The organism is Chitinophaga agrisoli (genome assembly GCF_008386695.1).
In the GTDB taxonomy this organism is placed as follows: Bacteria; Bacteroidota; Bacteroidia; order Chitinophagales; family Chitinophagaceae; genus Chitinophaga; species Chitinophaga agrisoli.
The window spans coordinates 1,629,732-1,654,548 of record NZ_VUOC01000001.1 but is presented as its reverse complement, the minus strand read 5'-3'; the positions used below and the strand labels follow the sequence as shown (position 1 = coordinate 1,654,548).

The 24,817-nt window shown below is 48.5% G+C and carries 22 protein-coding genes; 11 read left to right on the top strand and 11 right to left on the bottom strand.

Annotation, left to right across the window (positions count from 1 at the left end):
* Positions 1-183: 183 nt before the first annotated feature.
* Both F0L74_RS06910 and F0L74_RS06905 read right to left on the bottom strand, forming a co-directional pair.
* On the bottom strand, positions 184-1,089 hold the full coding sequence (locus tag F0L74_RS06910) for a hypothetical protein (protein WP_149837068.1): 906 nt from the start codon (positions 1,087-1,089) through the stop codon (positions 184-186).
* Between the two features lie 528 nt (positions 1,090-1,617).
* Entirely contained in the window at positions 1,618-2,523 is a 906-nt protein-coding gene (locus F0L74_RS06905; protein ID WP_149837067.1) for an RpnC/YadD family protein, read from the bottom strand.
* 246 nt (positions 2,524-2,769) lie between these two features.
* Between F0L74_RS06905 and F0L74_RS06900 the strand changes: the two genes are divergently transcribed.
* Positions 2,770-4,125 (top strand): DUF418 domain-containing protein, encoded by a 1,356-nt coding sequence (locus F0L74_RS06900; RefSeq protein WP_188315883.1) that lies wholly within the window; start codon positions 2,770-2,772, stop codon positions 4,123-4,125.
* A 75-nt stretch (positions 4,126-4,200) separates the two neighbouring features.
* Here the strand turns inward: F0L74_RS06900 and F0L74_RS06895 are convergent, their stop codons facing one another.
* On the bottom strand, positions 4,201-5,085 hold the full coding sequence (locus F0L74_RS06895) for a helix-turn-helix domain-containing protein (protein WP_149837065.1): 885 nt from the start codon (positions 5,083-5,085) through the stop codon (positions 4,201-4,203).
* Between the two features lie 507 nt (positions 5,086-5,592).
* On the opposite strand from F0L74_RS06895, the gene tig reads away from it, so the two are divergent.
* From tig to F0L74_RS06875, 4 genes are all read left to right on the top strand, one after another.
* Positions 5,593-6,975, top strand: coding sequence for a trigger factor (gene tig / locus F0L74_RS06890; protein ID WP_149837064.1), 1,383 nt, complete (start codon positions 5,593-5,595; stop codon positions 6,973-6,975).
* The gene (gene clpP / locus F0L74_RS06885) at positions 6,965-7,666 is read left to right on the top strand and encodes an ATP-dependent Clp endopeptidase proteolytic subunit ClpP (RefSeq protein WP_149837063.1); all 702 of its coding nucleotides are present in this window, start codon (positions 6,965-6,967) and stop codon (positions 7,664-7,666) included. Before tig ends, clpP begins: the two co-directional genes overlap by 11 nt.
* Positions 7,667-7,778: 112 nt before the next feature.
* Positions 7,779-9,011 carry an ATP-dependent Clp protease ATP-binding subunit ClpX gene (gene clpX, locus F0L74_RS06880; RefSeq protein ID WP_149837062.1) on the top strand — a complete coding sequence of 411 codons (1,233 nt, stop codon included), beginning with the start codon at positions 7,779-7,781 and terminating at the stop codon, positions 9,009-9,011.
* 20 nt (positions 9,012-9,031) lie between these two features.
* Positions 9,032-9,241, top strand: a complete 210-nt coding sequence (locus tag F0L74_RS06875) for a hypothetical protein (RefSeq protein WP_149837061.1) — start codon at positions 9,032-9,034, stop codon at positions 9,239-9,241.
* A gap of 75 nt (positions 9,242-9,316) precedes the next feature.
* Here F0L74_RS06875 and F0L74_RS06870 read toward each other — a convergent pair whose 3' ends face one another.
* The 8 genes from F0L74_RS06870 to F0L74_RS06835 all read right to left on the bottom strand — a co-directional run bounded on the left by F0L74_RS06870 (position 9,317) and on the right by F0L74_RS06835 (position 17,978).
* The gene (locus F0L74_RS06870; RefSeq protein WP_149837060.1) at positions 9,317-10,189 is read right to left on the bottom strand and encodes a c-type cytochrome; all 873 of its coding nucleotides are present in this window, start codon (positions 10,187-10,189) and stop codon (positions 9,317-9,319) included.
* A gap of 332 nt (positions 10,190-10,521) precedes the next feature.
* The gene (locus F0L74_RS06865) at positions 10,522-12,150 is read right to left on the bottom strand and encodes an NADP-dependent glyceraldehyde-3-phosphate dehydrogenase (protein ID WP_149837059.1); all 1,629 of its coding nucleotides are present in this window, start codon (positions 12,148-12,150) and stop codon (positions 10,522-10,524) included.
* Positions 12,151-12,646: 496 nt separating this feature from the next.
* A complete protein-coding gene (locus tag F0L74_RS06860; RefSeq protein WP_149837058.1) occupies positions 12,647-13,789 on the bottom strand; it encodes an acyl-CoA dehydrogenase family protein in 1,143 nt (380 codons plus the stop codon).
* 22 nt (positions 13,790-13,811) lie between these two features.
* The gene (locus F0L74_RS06855; RefSeq protein WP_149837057.1) at positions 13,812-14,627 is read right to left on the bottom strand and encodes a ComEA family DNA-binding protein; all 816 of its coding nucleotides are present in this window, start codon (positions 14,625-14,627) and stop codon (positions 13,812-13,814) included.
* Between the two features lie 74 nt (positions 14,628-14,701).
* Positions 14,702-15,463 (bottom strand): MBL fold metallo-hydrolase, encoded by a 762-nt coding sequence (locus tag F0L74_RS06850; protein WP_149837056.1) that lies wholly within the window; start codon positions 15,461-15,463, stop codon positions 14,702-14,704.
* Positions 15,463-15,792, bottom strand: a complete 330-nt coding sequence (locus tag F0L74_RS06845) for a hypothetical protein (RefSeq protein ID WP_149837055.1) — start codon at positions 15,790-15,792, stop codon at positions 15,463-15,465. Before F0L74_RS06845 ends, F0L74_RS06850 begins: the two co-directional genes overlap by 1 nt.
* Positions 15,793-15,929: 137 nt before the next feature.
* The gene (gene porX, locus F0L74_RS06840) at positions 15,930-17,483 is read right to left on the bottom strand and encodes a T9SS response regulator signal transducer PorX (RefSeq protein ID WP_149837054.1); all 1,554 of its coding nucleotides are present in this window, start codon (positions 17,481-17,483) and stop codon (positions 15,930-15,932) included.
* A 123-nt stretch (positions 17,484-17,606) separates the two neighbouring features.
* Positions 17,607-17,978, bottom strand: coding sequence for a hypothetical protein (locus tag F0L74_RS06835; RefSeq protein ID WP_149837053.1), 372 nt, complete (start codon positions 17,976-17,978; stop codon positions 17,607-17,609).
* Between the two features lie 268 nt (positions 17,979-18,246).
* On the opposite strand from F0L74_RS06835, the gene F0L74_RS06830 reads away from it, so the two are divergent.
* From F0L74_RS06830 to F0L74_RS06805, 6 genes are all read left to right on the top strand, one after another.
* Complete coding sequence (locus F0L74_RS06830) at positions 18,247-19,473, top strand: HD domain-containing protein (protein WP_149837052.1); 1,227 nt, start codon at positions 18,247-18,249, stop codon at positions 19,471-19,473.
* 90 nt (positions 19,474-19,563) lie between these two features.
* Entirely contained in the window at positions 19,564-20,613 is a 1,050-nt protein-coding gene (gene lpxD, locus F0L74_RS06825) for a UDP-3-O-(3-hydroxymyristoyl)glucosamine N-acyltransferase (protein ID WP_149837051.1), read from the top strand.
* A gap of 29 nt (positions 20,614-20,642) precedes the next feature.
* The gene (locus F0L74_RS06820; RefSeq protein ID WP_149837050.1) at positions 20,643-22,061 is read left to right on the top strand and encodes a bifunctional UDP-3-O-[3-hydroxymyristoyl] N-acetylglucosamine deacetylase/3-hydroxyacyl-ACP dehydratase; all 1,419 of its coding nucleotides are present in this window, start codon (positions 20,643-20,645) and stop codon (positions 22,059-22,061) included.
* A 3-nt stretch (positions 22,062-22,064) separates the two neighbouring features.
* Positions 22,065-22,865: an acyl-ACP--UDP-N-acetylglucosamine O-acyltransferase gene (gene lpxA, locus F0L74_RS06815; protein WP_149837049.1), complete on the top strand. Its 801-nt coding sequence runs from the start codon at positions 22,065-22,067 to the stop codon at positions 22,863-22,865.
* Positions 22,849-23,466, top strand: coding sequence for an ABC transporter ATP-binding protein (locus tag F0L74_RS06810; protein WP_149837048.1), 618 nt, complete (start codon positions 22,849-22,851; stop codon positions 23,464-23,466). Before lpxA ends, F0L74_RS06810 begins: the two co-directional genes overlap by 17 nt.
* Positions 23,467-23,527: 61 nt before the next feature.
* Positions 23,528-24,814: an MFS transporter gene (locus F0L74_RS06805; RefSeq protein WP_149837047.1), complete on the top strand. Its 1,287-nt coding sequence runs from the start codon at positions 23,528-23,530 to the stop codon at positions 24,812-24,814.
* The last annotated feature ends 3 nt before the right edge of the window (positions 24,815-24,817 follow it).

Below are 24,817 nucleotides of genomic sequence, written 5' to 3'. Positions count from 1 at the left end.
GGCATAGGTTGTCCGGGAGCTGGTTGCTCCTTTTGTTTTGAGTGATCTGTGAGATGGGTTGTTAGCGGGTTGCAGCATGTGATGTTCATTTTGTAGGCGGCGATCCGGGCTTATTGTCATGAAGCTTTTGATGATGTGTGCAGGCTTCCTGAAAAAGGCCGTTTATGCGCATGGTTTGGCTGTTCATTCCCGTTGGCGGTCCGTTATTGTTGGCCAGGTATTGCAGCCGGGTTTGGCAGCATAAGCGGCTGGTTGATTATTGGGCCAGTCAAAGGATGCCAGGGCAGCCGGTTTGATACAGGACATGTGATGCGTGTGCCTGCCGGTATATGTTGTGTAGGACAGCTGTTTTCTGCGAGGCTTCTTGTCGTTATTGTTGGGCTTTTGCTGTGGGGTGACAGCGATGATATCAGCGGCATTATACCGGCGGTCGCCCAGCGGGAGAACGGCGCCGTTGCAGCTGATGCAGGCCCGGAGTTGCAGCACTATGAATAAGGTGCCTTTGCCGGATGTATCGATCTTTAATGTAGTACCGGAGAATGACTGGCTCAAGTCGATGAGCTCTATGGCTTCGTCTGTGCTGACTACCCGGCGTTCTGTGAAATTGATGCGTACGGCTATTGCTTTTACTTCGATAAATCCCGCGGATCCTGGTTGACGGATGAACTGCGCGGGCAGGGTTATCTGACCATCCGGGGTGATTACCGGAGGCTCTAGGAGGATGTTGTTTATGCCGGTGTGGTGATTAAAGCGAAAGCCCAGGAGTGCCTGCAGGTGGTCGCTGCTGTGTTTATGCGGCGCTTTTGTGGGGCTGCTTTTGGGTGGTTGTTTGCCTGCCAGGATCAGTTCCCGGGTTAGGCGGTTGCCGGTGGTACCATCGTAACGCAGATCCAGGTGCGGGAGGATTGCCTTACGGATGATCTTACTTTTGCGGCTGTTAATGCCGAAGTTTTGGGCTGCTTGTTTGGTGGCAGCGGTTTGGTGAATGTGTTCCGGCCGGGTACGCAGATGGTGTTTTTTGCCACAACGGTAGCCGATGATATCACCTAGTTTGCCGGTGAATTTGATTACGCTGGTTTGTGTTGCCATAAAAATAGATTTTCATAATTAGATATTGATTGTTAATTGAATAGGGTTCAATTTAAGGAAAAAATAGGGATTGCTAAAATGGGATTTTGTTTTAGCAGGTGGTGGGGCAGATTGACGGAGATATGTTCAGATTGAGATGAAATTTGTTATTCCGAGCGGGGGATTTAAGTGACTGGCAATAGGTAGATATCGATGACGAAAGATGGGATTGGGTTATTCTGCAGGGGAGGTTTGTATTATTTCTTCTTGACATCAATGGATACGTTGAATGCTGATGCGAGGTATTCAGCTGTATAGTTGTGATGCTTTACGAGGTAGCGTACACCCGGTGTAATGCCTTTTTTGTATCCTTCTTCGTATGCAGGCTGGTTAAGTGTTTCCAAAATACCCATGAAATTCTTTTTAGTGTATATAAAATAAGTAAATGGTATTATTTATTGAGTGGGATTTTCGGGGTCTTATTTTGATTGAGGGAGTTAAATAAACGGGATAATAATACTTTATCAATGCCAGACAGGCTCCGGATACTTATTTACTTAGACTTGCTTTTATCTTCTCAACAAATTCGATTGAGACACCCAGTAAAGAGGCAATTTTGTTCACTGCAAAATTTTCGCGCAGCATATTGGTAACGCCTATCTTTGCCTGTAAGCTCTCTCCTTCCTCCAACCCCCTCTCGTAATTAACTATGTTTGTTGCTTCTACAATACCCATATTAATCTCATTTTCTGTGATCAATTTTATCTCCTCTTCAAATTTACGATTTATTTCCTTATCCCCGATATACAGGAAATTTTTCAGGAACAACAGAAATTGCATAATCCGCTCCTTATCATACTTACCACTGGCGATCATCGCCTTTACAATTGTCAGGCGTTCCTCTGCCAGTTCTTCTTCGGGAATCCGGCCTGCCAGCAGCGCTTTCTGGGCGGCCAGTACGATCAGGGCAAAGGGATTATCCATGGAGAGCAGTTGCTCTTCGCTATGGGTCAGTATGTGGTAGGCGTTATACTCATAGGATATACGGGTGCCTAAGAATTCCTTGCAGTAGCGGGCGGGCGCAGGCTGGCGGCGATTGCCGGTAAAAACGGCCAGCGCGGCAATGTCTACGCCGTAACGGTCGTAGATGCGGTACCAGTACTGGAACATACGATGGGGAAAGTTTTGGTTACGGCCTCCCTCAATCTCTATATGTACCAATATCCATTCCTCTTCCCCGGTTTTTAGGAAGGTTTTTACCAGCATGTCTACAAACCGGGTACCTCCGTTTTTATCAGGATCTGGAAAAATTTCTCTCAATTCTTTATCCAGGAATTCAAATTGTTTCTCCATATCGAAAATGACGTCAGCACTATCAAAATAAAAACGGAGTAAGTCGGGGAAAGTCTCTTCGAACGCGGATTTCAACAGGATATCATGTTTTTTATAAGCCATTTTTCAAATGTAGTAGTTCTTCAGAAAAACAACAAAAAATGAGACATGCGTTATCACCACTTTCGGCGATATGTTATCATACTACGGCATACTACTTTTGATCCGCGAAACAGTTTTGTGGATACATGCTGTTATCAATTACCATGATCTATTGAAGAACCGGATTGTTATGCGGGCGCATTGCAGTACAGGAACGTAATTTAACTCCAGCAGACAGGGACAATGAGTATTAATGACGAATACCTCATGACAGCAGTATCCACAAACGACCAGGCCCAGGCCCCGCTGACGAATACAGCGCGGATCCGCTTCCTGGATGCATTACGCGGCCTAGCCTTATTGGGCATCCTACTCATGAACATCATGGGAGCGGTGCAATCCAATGTTTTTTACAGGAATATGAACCTGCAGCAACCGGTCACCGGCTTAAATTATTATGCCTGGGTAATTGCGATGGTGACCTGTGAAGGCGCTATGCGGGGATTGTTTTCCGTGCTGTTTGGCGCGGGGAGCTTGTTGTTGCTGGACCGGATCGAAAAAGGTAACCATGCGGTGGCAGCGGCGGATATCTATTACCGGCGTGTAATTTGGCTGATGGCATTTGGCGTGTTTGATGCGTTTGTATTGCTCTGGTGGGGCGATATACTTTTCTTTTACGGTTTAATAGGTATGTTCCTGTTCCCTTTCAGGAAGATGTCTGTGCGCTGGTTGCTGATACCGATTGTGGTACTGCTGGTATTTGGCGTGTACCATCAATCTAATAAGATCATTGAGAAAAAGGCCATTATTGAAAAGGGCGTGCAGGCGGACGTACTGCAAAGTAAAAAAGTGAAACTTTCTGCTACGCAGGCTACGGAGCTAACCAATTACCATACGTTCCGGCAGGAGAACAGTAGCAAAGGTATGATGCAAAAAGCCATGCAGGAAACGGCTACAATGCAGCAGGCGGATGCCGGCGGTATTATCGAGGCCCGTCAAACGAGGGCAGTGTATATGGAGAGCGTATTCCTGTACGATAACTGGTTTGATGTGCTGTTGTTCTTTTTTGTGGGTATGATTTTATACAGATCAGGGTTCCTGAGCGGTGAAAGCCATGTGGCCATATATGTGTTGACTGCTGTTATAGGCGTTACGGCTGGTGTGTGGTATAATTATATTAATGCCAGTTATATCTATGCTGTAAAATTTGATGAGGTAATAGTAATACAACACAGACCGGCGGCAGACCTTTTGCAGGTGCGGCGTATATTCCAGGTAGTGGGGTATATAGGGCTGCTGGCCCTGTTGTATAAGTTATCCGCTTTCCGGCGTGTGTTTAATGTGCTGGCGCCGGCAGGACAGCTGGCGTTCACGAATTACCTGGTACAGTCTGTTTTTATGCTGCTGACAGCCATTAATTTTTATGGCAGGTTACAGCGTTACGAGATATTTGGATTAGCGCTGGGCTTTTATGCTTTCCAGGTAATATTCAGCCATATCTGGCTCCGCTATTTCCTTTTTGGACCGTGTGAATGGCTGTGGCGCAGCCTCACGTATCTGAAACGACCTTCTTTTAGAAAATTGAAACCGGCCCCGCAGCTCTCTGCGATACAAGCCGCCTGATAAATAGTAACGGTTGATTGATTGACAGAAAGGGGCTTCTTCTATATGGAGGGGGCCTCTTTACTGCTTATGGTATTAATGTTTGTTTATATGCAGTGTTGCCTGCCGGAACTCTTCCGGCGACTGGCCCGCATACTTCTTAAAGAAGCGGGAGAAATAAGAGGCGTCTTTAAAGTTCAGTTTATAGGCGATCTCAGAAATGGAAAGTTCTATATTAATGATCATCCGTTTGGCCTCCAGTACTACCCTATCGCGGATGATCTCTCCGGCGGATTTTCCAAAGATCATGTTGCAGACGCTGTTCAGGTGATTGGGCGTGACATGCAGTAAGGCGGCATACTCGCTGGGGAGTTTAAGCGTGGTGATATGCTGCTCAATCAGGGACATGAATTTTTTGAAGACAGCATAAGAGGCGCCATGCCGTTGTTTAGACTGGCTGCGCTCGCTGAGGCGGCTGAGAGTGATGAATAGCTGTACCAGTAGTACCCGGATCATATCCATACCCTGCTGGTGGCCAGCTTCGGACTCTGTGAGCATGCTGTTGAATAAACGTAAGACCTCTGACTGGAGCTCGTCCGGCAAAAAGAGCACACAATCCTCCAGTACGCCGCTGAAGAAGGGGAACTGCTCCAGGTAAGCGGAATCTAAGAGGAAGGATTTGAAGAAGGGCAGGGAGAAGTTGATCACAAACCCGTCTGCTTCGCCTTCGAAGTTCCAGCTATGTACCTGGCCGGGGATCATGAAATAGATCTGGAAAGGCGTTACCGGGAATTCCTTAAAATCGATGGCGTGATGGCCGCCGCCTTCTGTGAACAGTAGCATATGAAAAAAGTTATGCTTATGGGGCAGGCAGAGGTTGGGATGCGTTTCCAGGTAAGGCGCAAACCTGCTGATGAGGATATCCTCCTTTTTAAATTCAGATATAGTGCTTATATCATAGATGGGAAAGTCCTTTTTCATGCTGTATTGTCCCCCTGTTCCTTATTAATAAGAGATGGCTGCGGTGCTAAATTAATAAACAACCGGGATTTGGCGTTCATTTGCGAGTGGCGGGTGGGGGTGGTAGCTGCGGTCGTTGGCTAAGGCGGGGATAAAACGGCCAGCGATGCGGGAGCGCAGCCGGACGGCCCTGGCGGAGCGCCATCCGCCTAAAAAATTTGCCGGGCCTATATAAACAAACTTCATTGAAACGCACTATCTTCGCGCTTCGGTAAAGGCAGTTAATTTTTGTAACTATTTGACAGGTAGCTAATTACACTAAGGACGGCTGAATCAGGGGCTGGCGAAGATCTACTTTTAAACGCCCTTACTTTACACGTTTTTTTAATGCATATTTGCCATAAAGGCGCTAAGTCACTAAGTACCTCTTTCCCTGCTGCCATTCCTTCGTGCCTTTGTGACTTCATGGCAGAAAATCAAACAAGGAACTATTATTGCTTATAAAGAACACTTATTTTAATAATTATTATGGCAACCGTTACCAGAGAAAACATTGGTTTATTGAACGATAAGATCACTGTGAAAGTGAGCCAGGAAGACTACCTTCCTAATTTTGACAAAGCGGTAAAACAATTCAGCAAATCCGCCAATATTCCGGGATTCCGTAAAGGTATGGTGCCTGCTGGTATGGTAAAGAAGATGCACGGCCAGGCGCTGTTTGCGGATGAAGTACTGAGAACCGTTGAAAAAGAGCTGACAGGTTACCTGCAGAACGAGAAACTGGACATTTTTGCCCAGCCTATCTCCCTGGACAAGGAGTCCCTGCCCCTGGACTTCAACAAACCCGACGAATACGCTTTTAACTTTGAGGTAGGTCTGAAACCTGCTTTTGAGGTATCTCCCCTTGAGGCTGGCAAAACAGTCATGACCCGTTACAAGGTCAAGGCTACAGACGCTGAAGTGGACGAAGAAGTAAAACGCCTGCAGATCAAAGGCGGCAAAATGACTGAGCCTGAGGCAATTGACAACGAAGACAATGTACTGAACGTAGAATTTGAAGAAAGCGACGCGCAGGGTAATGTAATCGAAGGCGGCATTAAAAAAGATAACTCCTTACTGCTGAAATACTTCTCCTCCTCTATCCAGGAGCAGCTGAAGGGCAAAAAAGCGGGCGATACCATCGTTTTCCAGCTAGCTACTTCCTTTGATACAGAGCGACTGAACTGGATACTGAAGGACCTGGGCTTTGAAGAAAATGACCAGGCAGCCGCCCAGAAATACTTCAAACTCACCATCACCAAAGTTGGCCTGATAGAACAACGCGAGCTAAATGAAGAGTTTTTCAAGGAGATCTATCCTAATGAGGAACTGACCACAGAAGCTGCTTTCCGGGCTAAACTGAAAGAAGAAATAGAAAAATACTGGGATACCGAAAGCCGTAACCGCCTGCATAACGACCTTTTCGAGGTGCTGGTGCATGAAACGCCCATGGAATTACCCAAAGGCTTCCTGACCCGTTGGTTACAGACCGGCGGCGAGAAACCGAAGACTGCCGAAGAAGCCGAAAAAGAATATCCGAACTTTGATCATCAACTGCGTTGGACGCTCATAAGCGATAAACTGATCCGCGAGAATAAACTGGAAGTATCTTTCGAAGAATTAAGGGAGAGCGCTAAACAGAAACTGATGGGCTATTACGGGGCCGGCGCCGCACTGGATGGCGCTGACTGGCTGGACAGCTACCTGGATCGCCTGATGCAGGATGAAAAATTCGTGGACCAGACCTATCGTGAAATGGTTACCCAGAAACTGTTTGACTGGGCAGAAACAAAGGTGGATCTAAAAGAAGAGGAAATAACAGCCGAAGAATTTGCTAAATTACCTCATAAACATCACCATCATGAACATTAATAACGAATTCAGAAAATATGCGGTCCATCATCGTGGAATCAGCAGCCTGGTAGTAGATAGCTATGCCCGTCACCAGTTTAACTCCTTAACGCCCTACATTATTGAAGAGCGTCAGTTGAACGTGACCCAAATGGACGTGTTCTCCCGCCTGATGGCTGATCGTATCATTTTCCTGGGCGATCCCATCAATGACTATGTGGCGAATGTGATCACCGCCCAGTTATTGTTCCTGGAGTCTGCAGACCGCAACCGCGATATCCAGATGTATATTAACAGCCCGGGTGGTAGCGTATATGCCGGTTTAGGCATCTATGACACCATGCAGATCATCTCTCCTGAAGTAGCCACTATCTGTACCGGTATGGCCGCCTCTTTTGGCGCTGTGCTGCTCGTAGCCGGCAACAAAGGTAAACGTACGGCGCTGAAACACGCCCGTGTGATGATCCACCAGCCTCATGGCGGCGCGGAAGGCCAGACCTCTGATATAGAGATCACTGCCCGCGAGTTTGTGAAGCTGAAGAAGGAGCTGAACGAGATCATTTCCAGCCATTGCGGCCAGCCGTTCAAGAAAGTGGAAAAGGACTCTGACCGCGACTACTGGATGACTGCCGATGAGGCCAAGGAATATGGCATCATTGACGACGTGCTGGACAAAAATCCTAAAAAGAAACAGGAAAATACGCCGCAATAAGCGTTTGCTACTATAGGGAGAAACGGAGGAAGGCCGGTCCTTTCTCCGTTTCTCCCTTTTTGGTATTTTACCTAACTTTGTTAGCTACTGCGAAAAAAATAAACTACTGAGGATGAAAGAATCCAAAATACGCTGTTCCTTCTGTAACCGTACCAAAGACGACGTGCAGATACTGATTGCTGGTGCGGAAGGGCATATCTGTGAGAACTGTGTGGCTAATGCACAGGAAATCATAGAACAGGAGCTGTTCCAGCATAATAAAAAGGCCCCCTCCCATTTTGTGCCAAAAGTGGCTAAACCTGTGGAGATCAAGTCTTTCCTGGATGAGTACGTGATTGGCCAGGACGACGCCAAGAAAATACTGGCTGTGGCGGTGTATAACCACTACAAGCGCCTGAACCAGCAAATAGGGGATGATGAGGTGGAAATTGAAAAATCCAACATCATCATGGTGGGCGAGACCGGTACGGGTAAGACCCTGCTGGCCAAATCCATTGCCAAGCTGCTGAATGTGCCCTTTACCATTGTAGACGCTACCGTATTTACGGAAGCCGGCTATGTAGGCGAGGATGTGGAAAGCATCCTGACCCGCCTGCTGCAGGTTTGTAACTATGATGTGGAAGCGGCAGAAAGGGGCATCGTATATATAGATGAGATCGATAAAATTGCCCGTAAGAGCGATAATCCCTCCATTACCCGCGATGTGAGCGGCGAAGGCGTTCAGCAGGGCCTGCTGAAACTGCTGGAAGGCACAGAGGTGCTGGTGCCCCCGCAAGGCGGCCGCAAACATCCTGAGCAGAAGTTGATCAAGGTAAATACCCAGAATATCCTGTTTATCTGCGGCGGCGCTTTTGATGGCGTTGACAAGATCATCAGCAGAAGGGTGCAAACGCATTCCATTGGCTTTACTGTAGATAAAGAGAAGGAAGAGGCTACTAAAAAGCATATCCTGCGTTACGTGAACTCCCAGGATCTGAAATCCTTTGGGTTGATACCGGAACTGCTGGGTCGTTTACCTGTGGTAACTTACCTGAACTCCCTGGACCGGGACGCCCTGAAAGCCATCCTGACAGAGCCGAAGAACGCGCTGGTTAAACAGTATAAGAAGCTGTTCCGTGTGGAAGGCATAGAGCTGACCATAGAAGACGATGCAGTTGACTATATCGTGGACAAGGCAATGGAGTTTAAGCTGGGTGCCCGTGGCCTGCGCTCTATCTGTGAAGTGGTGATGAGCGATGCGATGTTCCATCTGCCATCTACTACAGAACAGGTGTTTGTCCTGACCAAAGCTTATGCACAGCAAAGGCTGGAACAGAGCCCATTGGTGAAGCTGAAAGTAGCGTAACAAAGGAAAAATTAGCAAACATGCAGGAACTCATTCAACAGTTACAGGAAAAGGCGGGGCTAAACCCGCAACAGGCGGAGCAGGCTATTGCTGTGATGCGCGATTATGTGAAGAGCAAGGTGCCTCCTTTTATTGGTGAAACAGTAGATAAATGGTTTGCCGGTATGGGTAGTAGTCAGCAGCCGGAGAAAAAAGACGTGCAGCAGTCAGACGATTTCCTGGATGGATAATGTATAATTAAGTTAGTTACTGATATAAATGAAAACATCCCGCTTATGGCGGGATGTTTCTTTTTTCACTCACTCCTAGAGGCTTCTCAGATAAAGGTACAGCGCTTTCAGTTCGTCGTCTGTGTACTGAGCGGTCATTTTCCATGGCATATCTTCATTGTTCAACTGCTTACCCTCCGGTGTTTTACCGGTACGGAGAGTAGTAATAAATTGATCTGTTGTCCACTGGCCCAGGTGTCCTTTGCTAGTGATATTAGCCACCTGGGGCCTTCCTGGCTGGTGATTGGGGCCTCCTTTAAAATCAGGCTGATGGCAGCCGGTGCAGGTAATGGACAGATACTTTCCATACGCGGGGGATACTTCTTTTTTAACAATGGCGGGGGGCTGGTACTGATGATCTGTTTCCTCTGCGGGAACAAGGGGTAACTTATGGAAGAAAGTGAGCACGCGGCCCAGGGGGCCTACCTGCGGGGCGGGCACTTCGTGATCCACAGCCGGCAGGGTTTTACAGTAGGCTACGATGCTTGCCAGTTCGTAAGTAGCCAGTTTTGCATAATCATACGAGGGCATGATCATGAGCGGTTTGCCTTTTGGGGTGAGGCCATGACGTAAGGCCATGAGCCAGGCATTGTCATCAAAACCGGCAGGCAAACCGCCTTTACCGGTGGTGATGTTTGAGCCGCCGATAACGGCTACTTTGGGGTCGTTGATAAAGACACGGCCTTCGCCCTGGGCGCCATGGCATTCCGCACAACCCTGTGTGTTGAATAAACGCGCGCCGTAGGCCACCATGGCGGAATCTGCCTGGAGGTCCATGTGTTTTACCTGTACGGAATATTGTTTGTTGATGCGGCTATCAGTAGAGATCCACACGACTGCATACCCTATTAATAGCAAGGCCACCAGGGTAACGGCGATGATGCCTACCCATTTAAAGAATTTACGCATATGGCAATTCCTGTATTTTGTTGCGGACAAAAATAGACCCTGGGGGAGAAAACTACATCAGTAGAAGTACGGAATTATAAAATTGCGGGGGATACACAGGGGATACACAGTAAAAAAGCATCCTGTGTGATCAGGATGCTTCTTCGATTGCGTAAAAGTGTTTCAATCGTCTGTGTTTTGGGTTTAGGTTGATAAAAGGTAAAGAGTGATTGACTTAACCCAAATTTAACATTCCTTTTTCATACTTCCATCACACAAAAGGGTTAATGTTCATTTTTTTGTCAAAAAAGATCAATGGTAATATAGTTCACCCTTTTTTACATTATACCAACTTAAAATATGTACTTAGTTGACAGGAAGTTTGATGTTTGGTCACTGACGATCTTATTAATTAATGCTTTGTTTTCGTCCGTTTGTTTGGTGGCTACCATTGAACGGATAGAGAATGCCCTTAAAGCATCCGGTACGCTGAGCGTAGCCTCTGCACTGTCTTTACGGCCGGTGAAGGGGAAAGTATCCGGGCCACGCTGACATTGGCAGTTGATGTTTACACGGCTTACCTGGTTTACTAGCGGGTCTATAAGAGAAGCCAGTTCTGACGGATTATTGGTGAACAGGCTTACCTGCTGTCCGTGCTCTGAATGGATCAGGTATTCTATCGGCGTGTTAATGTCATCGAAAGGTAAAACGGGGATTACCGGGCCGAATTGCTCTTCGCTATACAGCTTCATGCGCTCATTCACCGGATATACGATAGCCGGATATACGAAAGACTCATACGTAGCGCCGCCATTGGGATTAATGACCTTAGCGCCGTTGGCGATAGCGTCTTCAATGCAGGTTTGCAGGTAACCGGGCTTCTGTGGCTCCGGCAGCGGGGTAAGGAACACATCCTTTTCCCAGGGCATGCCAGTCTTGAGCTTGCCCACGGCATCGCTGAGCTTTTGCAGGAATGCGTCTGCAATACGGCGGTGTACAAAGATGATCTTTAAAGCGGTGCAACGCTGGCCGTTGAAGGACAGAGAGCCCAGTACGCACTCTTTTACTGCGAGGTCGATATCTGCTTTATCTGTGATGATGGCGGCGTTCTTGGCATCCAGGCCCAGGATGGCGCGCAGGCGGTTCACCTTGGGGTGCATTTTCTTAAGCTGGTTAGCCACCTTGCTGGAGCCGATCAGCGTTAATACGTTGATCTTGCCGGATTCCATCAGCGGCTGTACGATCACATTACCACGACCGTAGATAGTGTTTACCACACCCTTGGGGAAGCAGGAACGGAAAGCTTCCAGCAGGGGATAATGTAATAAAGTGCCGTGTTTCGGCGGTTTGAACAGGATGGTATTACCCATGATCAGCGCGGGTATGAGCGTGGTAAAGGTTTCATTCAACGGGTAGTTGAAGGGGCCCATACACAGCACAACGCCCAGGGGGGAACGGCGTATTTGTCCGATGATGCCCTGCTGGATCTCAAAGCGGGATGAGTTACGGTCCAGCTCCTTGAGAGCGTCTATAGTAGCATGTATATATTCTACGGTACGGTCAAATTCCTTTACGGAGTCCGCATAGGATTTACCAATTTCCCACATGATGAGTTTTACTACTTCCTGCTTACGCTCGATCATTTTGCCGGTGAATTTCTCTACGCAGGCAATCCTTTCTGCTACGGGCATGGTGGGCCATTCGCCGCGGCCGTCATCGTATGCGGCCAGCGCATCATCCAGCGAAGCCATGGCTTCTTTTGCGCTGCATAACGGATAGGAGCCTATAACTTTGCGTTCAAATCCATTTGCAGTACGAATGCCTATAGGAGATACAACGGTGTGTACGTCGCCGCTCCATTGTTTCATTTCGCCACCGGAGAGGTATTCCCGTTGATGAATTTCAGCCGGCAACTGGTATTCCGCTGGTATGGCGGTTTCCGTTGACGGGAAAAGCTGTTCTAGTTTTTCTTCGAGTTTCATAACAATTATTTGCGCTCAAACAAGATATTTAATAATGCCTATTTTTTTGGGCACATAAATTTACGCGGAAACATAACTGGTTGGTTGGCCGATTGTTAATTAACGGTCAAATATTGGCTGTGGGGGCAGGGATGGTGTGGGATGGGAATGTGCGGATGGACTGGGGATTTGCAAATAAAGAGATGTGATATGCAGGGAGTGGAGGGGGGAATATGCTATGCCGGCAGTGTTCCTCTGTGGGGCTGCGCCTGCCGCGGGGTGTTCGTTTTGCAGGTTGGCTGGAGGAGCCCGCGCCAGCCAAGGCCCCACTGAGGAACCTGCCGGCAACGCCGGTTGCACGTTAGGCGGTGGGGGTAGCGTGTTAATTAATGTTGTTCTCCATTAGCGCGTTGGTATGTTGTGGCGGCGTTGTTTTTTATGAGGAAGGCCGGCCTATGCAGGCCAGCCTTCTATTATAACGGGTTACTAAAAGCCTTGTGTGTTTTATCCTGTGAACTTAGCCGCGCAATGCTTCGCGGGCGATCACGATCTTCTGGATCTCTGAGGTGCCTTCCCCGATGGTGCACAGTTTGGCATCGCGGTAGTATTTTTCTACGGGGAAGTCTTTGGTGTAACCGTAGCCGCCGAAGATCTGTACGGCGTCATTGGCTGTTCTTACGGCTACTTCGGAGGCGTAGTACTTGGCCATGGCGGCTTGTTTGGTGGCTTTTTCGCCGCGTTGTTTGAGGTCTGCGGCCTGCATGGTGAGCAGTTCCGCAGCGGCTATCTGGGTGGCCATATCTGCCAGTTTAAAGGAGATACCCTGGAAATGCGCGATGGGCTGATCGAACTGGTGGCGCTCCTGCGCATATTTTACGGCGGCTTCGTAAGCGCCTTTGGCAATACCCAGTGAGAGCGCGGCTATAGAGATACGGCCGCCGTCCAATACCTTCATGGATTGAATAAAGCCCTCCCCTACTGCGCCCAGCATATTGGACGCTGGTATGCGGCAATTATCAAAGATCATTTCTGCGGTTTCTGAGGCGCGCATGCCCAGCTTATTCTCTTTTTTGCCACCGCTGAAACCGGGCGTACCTTTTTCCACTACAAAGGCGGTCATGCCGTGGCTATCGCGTACGTCGCCGGTGCGGACTATCACTACTGCTACATCGCAGCTGCTGCCGTGGGTGATCCAGCATTTGGTACCGCTGATGACCCAGTCATCGCCTTCCTGGCGGGCTACGCATTTCATGTTCATGGCATCGGAGCCGGTGTTGGGCTCTGTAAGGCCCCAGGCGCCTATCCATTCTGCTGTGGCGAGTTTAGGGAGGTATCGCTGTTTTTGCTCTTCATTGGCAAATTGCAGGATATGTCCTGTACAGAGGGAGTTGTGTGCGGCGAGGCTTAAGCCAATGGCGCCGCAGAATTTAGCTACTTCGCTGATCACTGTTACATACTCAGGGTATCCAAAGCCGCTACCATTGTATTTTTCCGGTACCAGTACGCCCATGAGGCCCAGTTCACCCAGTTGCCGGAATAGCGGACGTGGAAATTCCTGGTGCTCATCCCATTGCATAATGTGGGGCTGTATGTGCGTTTTTCCGAAGTCCCGTATCATGTGCGCAATCTGTTGCTGCATTTCCGTAGGCTGAAAATCCATATTATGGGGAATTTGTTTTGGTTTAGTTGCTGCTTATATACGGTTCAATTTTACGATAAATACTATCATCTACCAATGGAATGTTTTTTATACCCTTAATATCGCTGAAAGGCCCGTGTACAGTGCGATAGCGCACAATCAGCTTTGCCAGTTTATAACGTATGTATGGATGTTGCGCCAAAGACTGCTCATCCGTATGGTTGATATCCAATTTTTTTAGTGAAACATTATCTACACGCAGGTAAGGTTGAATTTTTTTAAAAGTGCTATCGGGCAGGCCATAGGTTTCCGCCACCTGGGCGGGGGAATGGAAGCCGCCCAGCCTTTCGCGGAAGCGGATGATACGGCCTGCCAGCGCGGGGCCGATGCCGGGCAGGATCTCGAGATCGAGGGAATCGGAGGTGTTTATGTTGAGTATTGGCAGTTTACGGGCGGGCCTGGGAGGATAGGTTTTGCGCGGAGCGGGGCTGTCTGGATGTGGATAGGCTTGTTGGCGCGGATAGTTGTGGTTTTCCTGCGTATAGTTGCTATAACGGTGGTTTTGCCGGGGTGATGAATATTGGTTGCCGTACCGGTATGGTTGGTCGCCCTGCTCCTGCCGGTAGTGTTTACGGCCGTATGCGGACTTGCGCGGTGTGGTATCTGCGGCAGCCAGCTGCTGTTCAAAAGCGGTTACCTCTGCCAGGAAACTGCTGTCTGTGGGAATGACGGGCGGCAGGTAGATCTCCCATATGCGGGGTATGCAAAGGGAGACGGCGATGACTGCCAGCAGTGTTAATATGCCAACACGTTCCCGTTTTGAGAATCCGAAGTATTCGCGTAGCGGTCTTTTATCCATAAAAAAGGGATCAAGGTACGGGGAAACGCGAGGGAATGAGGTTAATCAGATATTAATGGTGATGAGGAAGCGATTTACAACTCCACTTCCAGCCCGTCATACGCCAGGGCCATACCGGCCGGCAGCTCTGCATTCACTTCTTCATGGCGGCCCAGCTGGTGGCTGATGTGGGTAAAGTATACCTGGGGCACTTCCAGCTCCTTGCCAAGGGCCATGGCTTCTTCCAGGGAAAAATGGGAGATGTGTTTTTCTTTGCGCAGGGCATTCAGCACGAGCACTTTTGAGCCGCGGATCTTTTCCTTTTCCTCATCGGCCACAAAATTGGCGTCTGTGATGTAGGTAAAATCGCCAAAGCGGAAACCCAGTACCGGCATCTTAAAATGCATGACCTGGATGGGGGTAATATTAAAGCCGTTTATGCTGAAAGCTTCGTCTGTGATGGTTTTCAGGTTGAGCTCCGGTATGCCGGGATATTTAAAATCGGCAAAGGCGTAGGCGAACTCCCGCATGATCACGGATTGGGAGAACTCTGTAGCATAGATATCTATGGGCTTTTGCTGAAAATAATTAAAGGCCCGTATGTCGTCCATACCGGCGATATGATCTTTATGGGAATGGGTGATCAATACTGCTTCGAGGTGCTGTACATGCGCGCGCAGCATCTGGTAACGGAAATCCGGTGTGGTGTCCACTACGATGTTGCCTATTTCCGTTTCTACAAGTATACTGCTCCGCAGCCGTGTATCCTTCTTATCGGGAGAGGTGCAAACCCGGCAATTGCAAGCAATTACCGGCACTCCCTGCGACGTGCCTGTTCCAAGGAAAGTGATCTTCATTATGCTTCTTGTTCAGGAGGCGGTAACTGGTCCTGCGTGCCAGGGTTTTCCGCATCCGTAATATTCTTATTGTGCTGTACCTGCTGGTAGAGCTTTAATGACTCCGGGCTTAGGAGCGTGGCATCCAACTGCAGGCTGGACAAGATATCCAGCAGCGTATTGATACGCCCTTCCAGATTCAGGAATTTATTGATCACCACCACCTTCTTATGTTCCAATACACAGTAACCGGACGTGAAGGTGCCCTTCTCAAAACGAAGCACATATTTGGCCTCGTCAAAGATCTTTTCCAGCCGGGACAGGTTATTAGGTGTGACTTTGATGTTCATCGTACAAAAATAGCTATTAATGTGCTGATGTGCTAATATGCTAATGTGCTAATGAAAATGCAGCGGATGATCGTCATTATTTTATATGGTAGCCGCAACGATCCATTAGCACATTAACACATCGGCATATCAGCACATCATTTGCTTACCAGCCGGGCCACGGGCACGATCATCTCTTCCAGGGAGATGCCGCCGTGCTGGAAGGTATTGCGGTAGTAGTTTACAAAGTAGTTGTAGTTGTTAGGATAGCAGAGATAGCCATCCTCACGGGCGAATATATACGATGAATTCACGTTAGGCTTGGGCAGGCCTGCTTCGCGGGGATCGCGGAAGGCCAGTACTTCCTTGGCGTCGTAGTTCAGGTTGCGGCCGTGTTTGTAACGCAGGTTGGTGGTGGTTTGCTTATCCCCTATCACTTTTACCGGCGTTTTTACGCGTACGCTGCCATGGTCTGTGGCGATGATGAGGTTGATCTTCCTGTCCGCAATGCGTTTAAGGGCCTGGTGCAGGGGGGAATGCTCAAACCAGCTGGCAGTAATGGAGCGGTAAGAGGTTTCATCGCCGGCCAGTTCCTTCAGCACTTCCATCTCCGTACGGGCGTGGCTCATCATATCCACAAAATTGTATACGATCACGTTCAGCGGATAGTCCAGCAGGTTATGGATATTGTTTACCAGGTGTTGCCCGTCGTTATGGTTAATGACCTTTGTGTAGGAGAAACGGCTGTCCATTTTAAGGCGGGCCAGCTGTCCCGCAAAGAACTCCTCTTCATAGAGGTTTTTGCCGCCTTCTTCATCATCATTCTTCCATTGTACGGGGAATTTCTGTTCTATATCCACGGGCAGCAGGCCGGCAAAGATGGCATTGCGGCTGTATTGGGTGGAGGTAGGCAGTATGCTATAGAAGGTGTCTTCCTCTACCAGGCGGAAAGATTCCTGGAAGATAGGCATGATGGTTTTCCACTGGTCAAGACGCAGGTTATCTATCAGGATAAAGAAATTAGGCACTTCGTTATCCAGGTTGGGCAGCACTTTATCGCGGAAAAGGGTATGCGACATCACCGGGGCCTCTTTGGCCTTGGGATGTACCCAATCGCTATAGTTACGGCTGATGAATTTGGCGAATTCTGTATTAGCTTCTGCTTTTTGGGTATTGAAGACCTCCAGCAGCTCCGGGCTGTTGGCTTTGCTCATTTCAATTTCCCAGTATACGAGCTTCTTGTAAATATCCATCCATTCCTGGTGGTTAAGATTGGAGCTCAGGGCCATAAACAGGGAGCGGAACTCCTGCTGGTAAGCGATGGTGGTCTTTTCTGCCACCAGGCGTTTGTTATCGATGATCTTTTTCAGGGATAACAGCACCTGGTTAGGGTTTACGGGTTTGATCAGGTAATCTGTAATCTGGCTGCCAATGGCATCGTCCATTACGTTCTCCGCCTCGTTCTTAGTGATCATGACCACGGGGATCTGCTGGTCTATTTCCTTGATCTTGCCCAGGGTTTCCAGACCGGTAATACCGGGCATAGACTCATCCAGCAGCACTACGTCCACTACCTGGTCTTTCAGGAACTCCAGCGCATCGTACCCGTTGGTAAGGGCGGATACTTTATAACCTTTATTTTCCAGGAAAAGGATCTGTGATTTCAGTGATTCTATCTCATCGTCTACCCAAAGTATATTTATCTGGCTCATTTACAATTATTGATATGGTGAAAGGAATGACCGGCATAGACCGGAAACCGGAACAATTTAACCTAAATTCCGGCAAAAATCATTCCCTCACCTTATCAATGATTTGTTAAAACGCCCGGCGGGTTAGTAGACCTTCAGGATAGCGATGACCTTATCTGGCGGGGTATGAGACATACAGAAAATAAAGGGCTGCCTTTCAATAGACTGAATATCAGCATAAAAAGGGTGTCCGATGAGTACCGCGTCAGGCATGCCCATCTGCACAAGGGCTGCATTCCTGTATATGATATCGCCTATGATATAATTAGGTTGGCCAAAGGATGCAGCAATAGGACCCTCTATCTGAACAACAACACCCGCACAATCCCTTTCGATCAATGTAAGCTGTACATGGGCTGCGACCAGCTTGTCTTTATCATCTTTTTTACAACTGTTAAACATAAAGGCGGCCAGCGTGATCAGGCAGCAGGCAAATTTTGAAGCATTGCGCGACATATAGGGAATATTTGTTTGTTGAAACGTGCATTTATTATAATAAGTTACGCTGTCTGGAAGGACGGCCGAGGGGGTGCGGATAGCCCATGCGGGGCCTTCATTTTTGGCGCCCCGTTAAACATGGAGCACATTGAATAGTCATACAGGTGACACTTTTTAAAGCTTTCAGTAACATATAGGGGTATTTTATCCGTTAAACGTCTATACATTAGAAAAAGTTACCGATTGAAAATGTAGCTTTGTAAACAAGCTAAAGAGAGTATCTCGCATGACGGAGCGTAAGCGTAAGATCATAAATGACCCGGTGTATGGTTTTATAACTATCGATCATCCTTTGATCTTTAACCTCATTTCCCATCCATACTATCAGCGTTTGCGGCGCATCCACCAAATGGCTCTGGCCCATCTGGTGTATCCGGGCGCCATGCACACGCGGTTTCATCATAGTATGGGGGCTTACCACCTGATGTGCAGCGCTTTACAGGAGCTGCAGGGAAAGGGGGTACAAATTACCAGGGAAGAAGAGCTGGCCGCCAAAATGGCTATCCTGTTGCATGATGTAGGGCATGGCCCTTACTCCCATGCACTGGAGCATGACATTATCGACGGCGTTTCGCATGAGGCGATAGGGCGTTGGCTGATGGAGGACCTGAACCACCAGATGAAAGGGGCGCTGAGCCTTACGCTGGACATCTTTAATGACCGGTATCATAAAAAGTTCCTGCATCAATTGGTTTCCAGCCAGTTAGATGTAGACCGGATGGATTACCTGAACCGCGACAGCTTTTACACGGGCGTATCGGAGGGGGTAATAGGGTATGACCGGATCATAAAGATGCTGACGGTGCATAACGGGGAGCTGATGGTGGAAGAAAAAGGAATTTATTCTATTGAAAAGTTCATTGTGGCCCGGCGATTGATGTATTGGCAGGTGTATTTGCATAAAACGGTGCTGAGCGCCGAAAATATGCTGGTAAAAATACTATGCCGGGCTAAGGAGTTAGCGTTAAAGGGAGTAGAACTGTATGCCTCACCTGCTTTGCGATTCTTTCTGTATCATACCATTACGGCGGATAATTTTGAACGGGAGCCGACCTGTTTACAGCAATTCTGCCTGCTGGACGACTATGATATCATGAGCGCCATTAAAGTATGGTCGCAGCATGCCGACAAGGTGCTGTCGCTTTTATGTAATTGGCTGATAAACAGGAATTTACTTAAGTGTATCCTGAGTAATGAAGCGATCAGCGAAGATGCAATAGCCCTGTTAAAGCAGCAGGTGCAGGAAAAATGGGGTATTGAGGGTGGTGAATTGGACTACCTGGTATTTGCGGGTACGGCCAGTTTACGGGCTTACAACATCATAGACGAAAAAATTAACATTCTTTTTAAGGACGGCACTGTGAAAGATATCTCGTCTATTGACAACGCTTTGGTTAGCCATACCCTGGCGATACCCGTAAAAAAATTCTACATTTGCCATCCAAAAATGTAGGTAAGCAACGTTTTATAAGTAATTAAGATGTTAAAGATTATGTTCATACAATCCGGTGAGGGCCTAATAGTAACTTTATAAATTTTAACTATGCAATTCAGCGCAGTACAATTAGCTACCATGTTAGATGGTAAGCTGGAGGGAAACCCGGACGTTAAAGTAAGCAATATCGCCAAGATAGAAGAGGCCGGCGATGGTATGCTAAGCTTTATAGCCAATCCTAAATATGAAGAATTCATCTATACTACCCAGGCATCTATCCTGATCGTAAATGAAAGCCTTATTACGGAGCGTCCTGTAACACCTACGCTTATCCGTGTAAAAGACGCCTACAGCGCTTTTGCCCTGTTACTGGAGAAATATAAGCAGCTTGTAGGCAATAAGACCGGTATACAACAACCTTCCCATATACCCGCTTCCGTAAAGACCGGGGCTAATGTATTTGTAGGTGCTTTTGCTTACCTGGGCGAGAATGTGGTGCTGGGTAATAATGTAAAGATCTATCCGGGCGTGTACCTGGGCGATAATGTGATCGTGAATGACGATGCTGTTATCTACCCGGGCGTAAAGGTGTATGATAACTGTGTGCTGGGCAAGCGGGTAATATTACATGCCGGCTGCGTAATAGGCGGCGATGGTTTTGGTTTTGCCCCTCAGCCGGACGGATCCTATAAGAAAGTGCCCCAGATAGGTAATGTGGTGATACATGACGATGTGGAAATAGGCGCCAATACCACTATAGACCGGGCTACCATGGGCTCTACCGTGATACGCCAGGGCGTGAAGCTGGATAACCTGATCCAGGTGGCCCATAATGTGGATATAGGCACTGATACGGTGATTGCGGCCCAAACAGGGGTTTCCGGCAGCACCAAAATAGGTAAGAATTGTGTGATTGGCGGCCAGGTAGGCATGGTTGGCCATATACATATAGCAGATAATACTAAAATAAACGCACAGAGCGGTTTGTCTAAGTCCATCGCGGATCCTAACACCTCCCTGAATGGCTCTCCGGCGTTCGATTATAAAAGTTCACTGAAAAGTCAGGCAATTTTTAGAAATTTGCCGGACCTTGAAAAAAGGGTGAAGGAGCTGGAAGACATGGTAAAGCAACTCCTTTCCGAGCGGGAAGGCGTTTGAAGGATTTAAGAGACAAACAGTAATATATTATGATGGAAAATCAAGACTCGCAGCATCAACATACCCTGAAGGCCCCTGTCGGCATTTCAGGGGTGGGTTTGCATACGGGAGCGCAAGTAAATATGACCCTGAAACCAGCCCCTCCCGGGTTTGGCATTAAGTTTCAACGTATAGACCTGCCGGAACAACCTGTAGTAAAAGCAGACGTGGATTACGTAGTGGATACCACGCGCAGCACCACCCTGGAGCATAATGGCGCCCGGGTAAGCACCATTGAGCATATTATGGCCGCCCTGGCCGGCACTGGTGTGGATAACGTGCTGATTGAGCTGAACGGGCCGGAAGTACCTATTATGGATGGCAGCGCACAGCCGTTCATTGAGGTGATAGACGAAGTAGGCGTACAGCAACAGGACGCTAAAAAGATCTATTATTCCATAGATACCAATATCTCTTATTACGACGAAGTAAAGAAGGTGGAAATGGTGGCCCTGCCTGCAGTGGACTACCGGATCACCTGCCTCATAGATTTTAATTCACCTGTATTGGGTACCCAGCACGCCAATTTAAAGGGCCTGCAGGAGTTCCGGAAGGAGATAGCGGGCAGCCGCACCTTTTGTTTCCTACATGAGCTGGAATACCAGCTGTCGCTGAACCTGATCAAGGGCGGCGACATTAACAATGCCATTGTGGTGGTGGACCGTCCGGTAACGGAAGAGGAGCTGGAAAGGCTGGCCAAGGCGTTTAACCGGGATCATATCTCTGTGCAGCGCGAAGGCATCCTGAATAACATACAGCTCCGCTACCCCAATGAACCGGCCCGGCATAAGCTGCTGGATGTGGTGGGCGATCTGAACCTGATCGGCTTCCCCATCAAGGCGCATATCATCGCCAACCGTCCGGGGCATGCCTCCAATGTGGAGTTTGCCCGTAAGATCAAACAGTACATCAAGAAGAACAAGCATGTGCGGGATGTACCGGTATATGATCCTAACCAGCCGGCTATCTTTGATCTGCGGCGTATAGAAAAAACGCTGCCCCACCGCTATCCTTTCCTGCTGGTGGATAAGATCATTGACCTGACGGATACGCAGGTAATAGGTATCAAGAACGTAACGTTCAATGAATACTTCTTCCAGGGGCATTTTCCCGGCAACCCGGTAATGCCCGGCGTATTACAGATAGAAGCCCTGGCGCAAGCCGGCGGTATACTGGCGTTAAACACTGTTCCTGATCCGGAGAATTATGACACGTATTTCCTGAAAATAGATAACTGCAAATTCAAGCAGAAAGTATTGCCGGGAGATACCATGATCCTGAAGATGGAATTATTAAGCCCTATCAGGCGCGGTATTGTAGAAATGCGGGGGACCGTATTTGTTGGTAACAAGGTTGTCACTGAGGCAGATCTGGTAGCACAAATCATTAAAACTAGAGAAGGCAAATAACGCATGATCCACCCGCTTACGTACATTCATCCGGACGCCAAAGTTGCGCCCAATGTAAAGATCGATCCTTTCACCGTTATCCATAAGAACGTAGAAATTGGGGATGGCACCTGGATAGGCTCCAACGTGACCATTATGGAAGGCGCCCGTATCGGCAAGAACTGCCGTATTTTTCCGGGCTCTGTTATTTCCGCCATACCCCAGGATCTGAAATTTGCAGGGGAGGATACGACCGTGGAAATTGGCGATAATACCACTATCCGCGAATTTGTGACCATCAACCGCGGTACCAAGGACCGTTGGAAGACCTCCATCGGTAAAAACTGCCTGATCATGGCTTACTGCCATATTGCGCATGACTGCGAGGTGGGCAATAACTGTATCTTCTCTAACAATACTACGTTGGCGGGCCATATCACGGTAGGTAATTTCGTAGTGCTGGCGGGTATGGTAGCAGTGCACCAGTTCTGTAAGATAGGCGACCATGCCTTTGTGACCGGCGGTTCGCTGGTGCGCAAGGATGTGCCGCCGTATGTAAAGGCAGCGCGCGAGCCGCTTTCCTATGTGGGCGTAAACTCCGTAGGATTGAAACGCCGCGGCTTCTCCCTGGAAAAGATCAACCACATCCTGGATATTTACCGCGTAATATTTGTGAAGGGCTACAATGTATCCAAGGCCATGAGCATTATAGAGGCTGAATTCCCGGCCACAGACGAGCGCGATGAGATCCTTTCCTTTATACGCGAATCCGGCAGGGGTGTGATGAAAGGATATACCACCCGTAACAATGACGATATCGCTTAACCAGACAGGCAAGCGCTTTAATTACGACTGGATCTTCCGTCGTGTGACCTACACCTTCCAGGAAGGTGGGCGTTATGCTATACTGGGCCCTAATGGATCGGGGAAATCCACTTTATTACAGATTGTCAGCGGTCATCTTCATCATAATGAAGGTACTGTTTCTTATAGCATAGCGGAAAAGCCCATCGAATCTGATGCGTTTTTCCGCTATTGCGCTATTGCCGCCCCCTACCTGGAAGTGGTAGAGGAGTTTACCCTGGCGGAGTGTATACAATTCCATTTACAGTTTAAGTCATTTATACCTGGTTATACCGCCGCGCAGATAGCGGAAATAGTGGGGCTGGGGAAGGCGATGCATAAGCAGATACGTAATTTCTCCTCCGGGATGAAGCAGCGTATCAAACTGGCGCTGGCTATTTTTTCTGATGTGCCGGTGCTGCTGCTGGATGAGCCCACTACCAACCTGGATGCCGCGGGCGTAGCCCTATACCAGCAGCTGATATCAGATCATTGCGGCAACCGTACTTTAATTATAAGCTCCAATGACGAGCAGGAGTATTTTATGTGCCCGGAACGGATCAATATTATAGACTACAAGTAATGTGCGGGCGGGCGTATTGGTGTCCATTGCAACTGAATTCCTTCATTCGTAATTGTATTATATGCAGACTGCCAGTAAAAAAGTGATCAACGGCTGGGCCATGTACGACTGGGCTAACTCCGTGTACAACCTGGTGATCACTACTACCTTTTTCCCTATTTACTTTACCAGCGCCACTAAAGAACATTTTCACAGCGAAACCATTCCCTTCTTCGGGAAGACCTATGTAAATGCCGCTTTGTATGATTATGCCATGGCGGGCGCTTTTCTGCTGGCCGCTATCCTGTCGCCCATCCTTTCTTCCATAGCGGATACGCGGGGTAATAAAAAACGGTACCTGCGGGTATTTACCTGGATGGGAGGCATTAGCTGCAGCGCGCTGGCCCTCTTTAACGGGGCCAATGTGGAATATGGCGTGATCTGTTTTATGCTGGCCACGCTGGGTTACTGCGGCGGTCTGGTGTTCTATAACTCCTATCTGCCGGAAATAGCCATTCCGGAAGACCGTGACCGTATCAGCGCCAAAGGTTTTGCCATGGGTTATATAGGCAGCGTGATATTACAGCTGGTAGGGTTTGTGCTGGTGGCGGTAAAACCCTTCGGTCTTACAGGCGGCACCGCCGTGCTGGCCACTTTTTTGCTGGTAGGCGTATGGTGGATAGGGTTTGCGCAGATCACCCTGATACGGCTGCCGGCATCTGCCCCTACAGTAGGCGAGCATAAAGGCAGTGCGCTTACAGAAGGTTTTGCGGAGCTTAAGAAAGTATATGCACAGGTAAAACTGATGCCGGTGCTGAAACGTTTCCTGCGCGGGTTCTTCTTTTACAGCATGGGCGTACAGACGGTGATGATGGCCGCTACCATCTTTGGCAGCGAAGAACTGCACCTGCCCCCTACCACCCTTATCATGACCGTAGTAGTGATACAGCTGGTGGCCGTACTGGGCGCCTGGAGCATTGCGCGGCTATCCGGCCGTTTTGGCAACCTGCGCGTGCTGATGGGCGTGCTCATATTATGGATAGGCATTTGTGTAGCGGGCTACCGCATGCAAACAGCTATTGATTTTTACCTGCTGGCTACGGCCGTGGGCCTGGTAATGGGCGGCGTACAATCCCTGAGCCGTTCTACATACGCCAAGCTGATGCCGGAAACACAGGATACTACCTCTTTCTTCAGCTACTATGATGTGACGGAGAAGATCTCCATCGTAATAGGCATGACCTCTTTTGGTATCATCCATGAAGTGACCGGCAACATGCGCAACTCTGTTCTGGCGCTGATCGTGTTCTTCGTGATAGGTATTGGATGGGTGTTCTCTGCACGGGTAAAACAACGGCTGGAGAAATAGTGT

Bases quoted from the DNA above. Each gene is read 5' to 3' on its own strand.
- F0L74_RS06810 (WP_149837048.1), top strand. From the start codon at position 22,849: ATGACGATATCGCTTAACCAGACAGGCAAGCGCTTTAATTACGACTGG.
- F0L74_RS06895 (WP_149837065.1), bottom strand. From the start codon at position 5,085: ATGAAAAAGGACTTTCCCATCTATGATATAAGCACTATATCTGAATTT.
- F0L74_RS06855 (WP_149837057.1), bottom strand. From the start codon at position 14,627: ATGGATAAAAGACCGCTACGCGAATACTTCGGATTCTCAAAACGGGAA.
- F0L74_RS06835 (WP_149837053.1), bottom strand. From the start codon at position 17,978: ATGTCGCGCAATGCTTCAAAATTTGCCTGCTGCCTGATCACGCTGGCC.
- F0L74_RS06870 (WP_149837060.1), bottom strand. From the start codon at position 10,189: ATGCGTAAATTCTTTAAATGGGTAGGCATCATCGCCGTTACCCTGGTG.
- F0L74_RS06875 (WP_149837061.1), top strand. From the start codon at position 9,032: ATGCAGGAACTCATTCAACAGTTACAGGAAAAGGCGGGGCTAAACCCG.
- F0L74_RS06865 (WP_149837059.1), bottom strand. From the start codon at position 12,150: ATGAAACTCGAAGAAAAACTAGAACAGCTTTTCCCGTCAACGGAAACC.
- F0L74_RS06900 (WP_188315883.1), top strand. From the start codon at position 2,770: ATGACAGCAGTATCCACAAACGACCAGGCCCAGGCCCCGCTGACGAAT.
- F0L74_RS06845 (WP_149837055.1), bottom strand. From the start codon at position 15,792: ATGAACATCAAAGTCACACCTAATAACCTGTCCCGGCTGGAAAAGATC.
- F0L74_RS06910 (WP_149837068.1), bottom strand. From the start codon at position 1,089: ATGGCAACACAAACCAGCGTAATCAAATTCACCGGCAAACTAGGTGAT.
- clpX (WP_149837062.1), top strand. From the start codon at position 7,779: ATGAAAGAATCCAAAATACGCTGTTCCTTCTGTAACCGTACCAAAGAC.
- F0L74_RS06830 (WP_149837052.1), top strand. From the start codon at position 18,247: ATGACGGAGCGTAAGCGTAAGATCATAAATGACCCGGTGTATGGTTTT.
- lpxD (WP_149837051.1), top strand. From the start codon at position 19,564: ATGCAATTCAGCGCAGTACAATTAGCTACCATGTTAGATGGTAAGCTG.
- tig (WP_149837064.1), top strand. From the start codon at position 5,593: ATGGCAACCGTTACCAGAGAAAACATTGGTTTATTGAACGATAAGATC.
- F0L74_RS06805 (WP_149837047.1), top strand. From the start codon at position 23,528: ATGCAGACTGCCAGTAAAAAAGTGATCAACGGCTGGGCCATGTACGAC.
- F0L74_RS06860 (WP_149837058.1), bottom strand. From the start codon at position 13,789: ATGGATTTTCAGCCTACGGAAATGCAGCAACAGATTGCGCACATGATA.
- F0L74_RS06905 (WP_149837067.1), bottom strand. From the start codon at position 2,523: ATGGCTTATAAAAAACATGATATCCTGTTGAAATCCGCGTTCGAAGAG.
- lpxA (WP_149837049.1), top strand. From the start codon at position 22,065: ATGATCCACCCGCTTACGTACATTCATCCGGACGCCAAAGTTGCGCCC.
- F0L74_RS06850 (WP_149837056.1), bottom strand. From the start codon at position 15,463: ATGAAGATCACTTTCCTTGGAACAGGCACGTCGCAGGGAGTGCCGGTA.
- clpP (WP_149837063.1), top strand. From the start codon at position 6,965: ATGAACATTAATAACGAATTCAGAAAATATGCGGTCCATCATCGTGGA.
- porX (WP_149837054.1), bottom strand. From the start codon at position 17,483: ATGAGCCAGATAAATATACTTTGGGTAGACGATGAGATAGAATCACTG.
- F0L74_RS06820 (WP_149837050.1), top strand. From the start codon at position 20,643: ATGATGGAAAATCAAGACTCGCAGCATCAACATACCCTGAAGGCCCCT.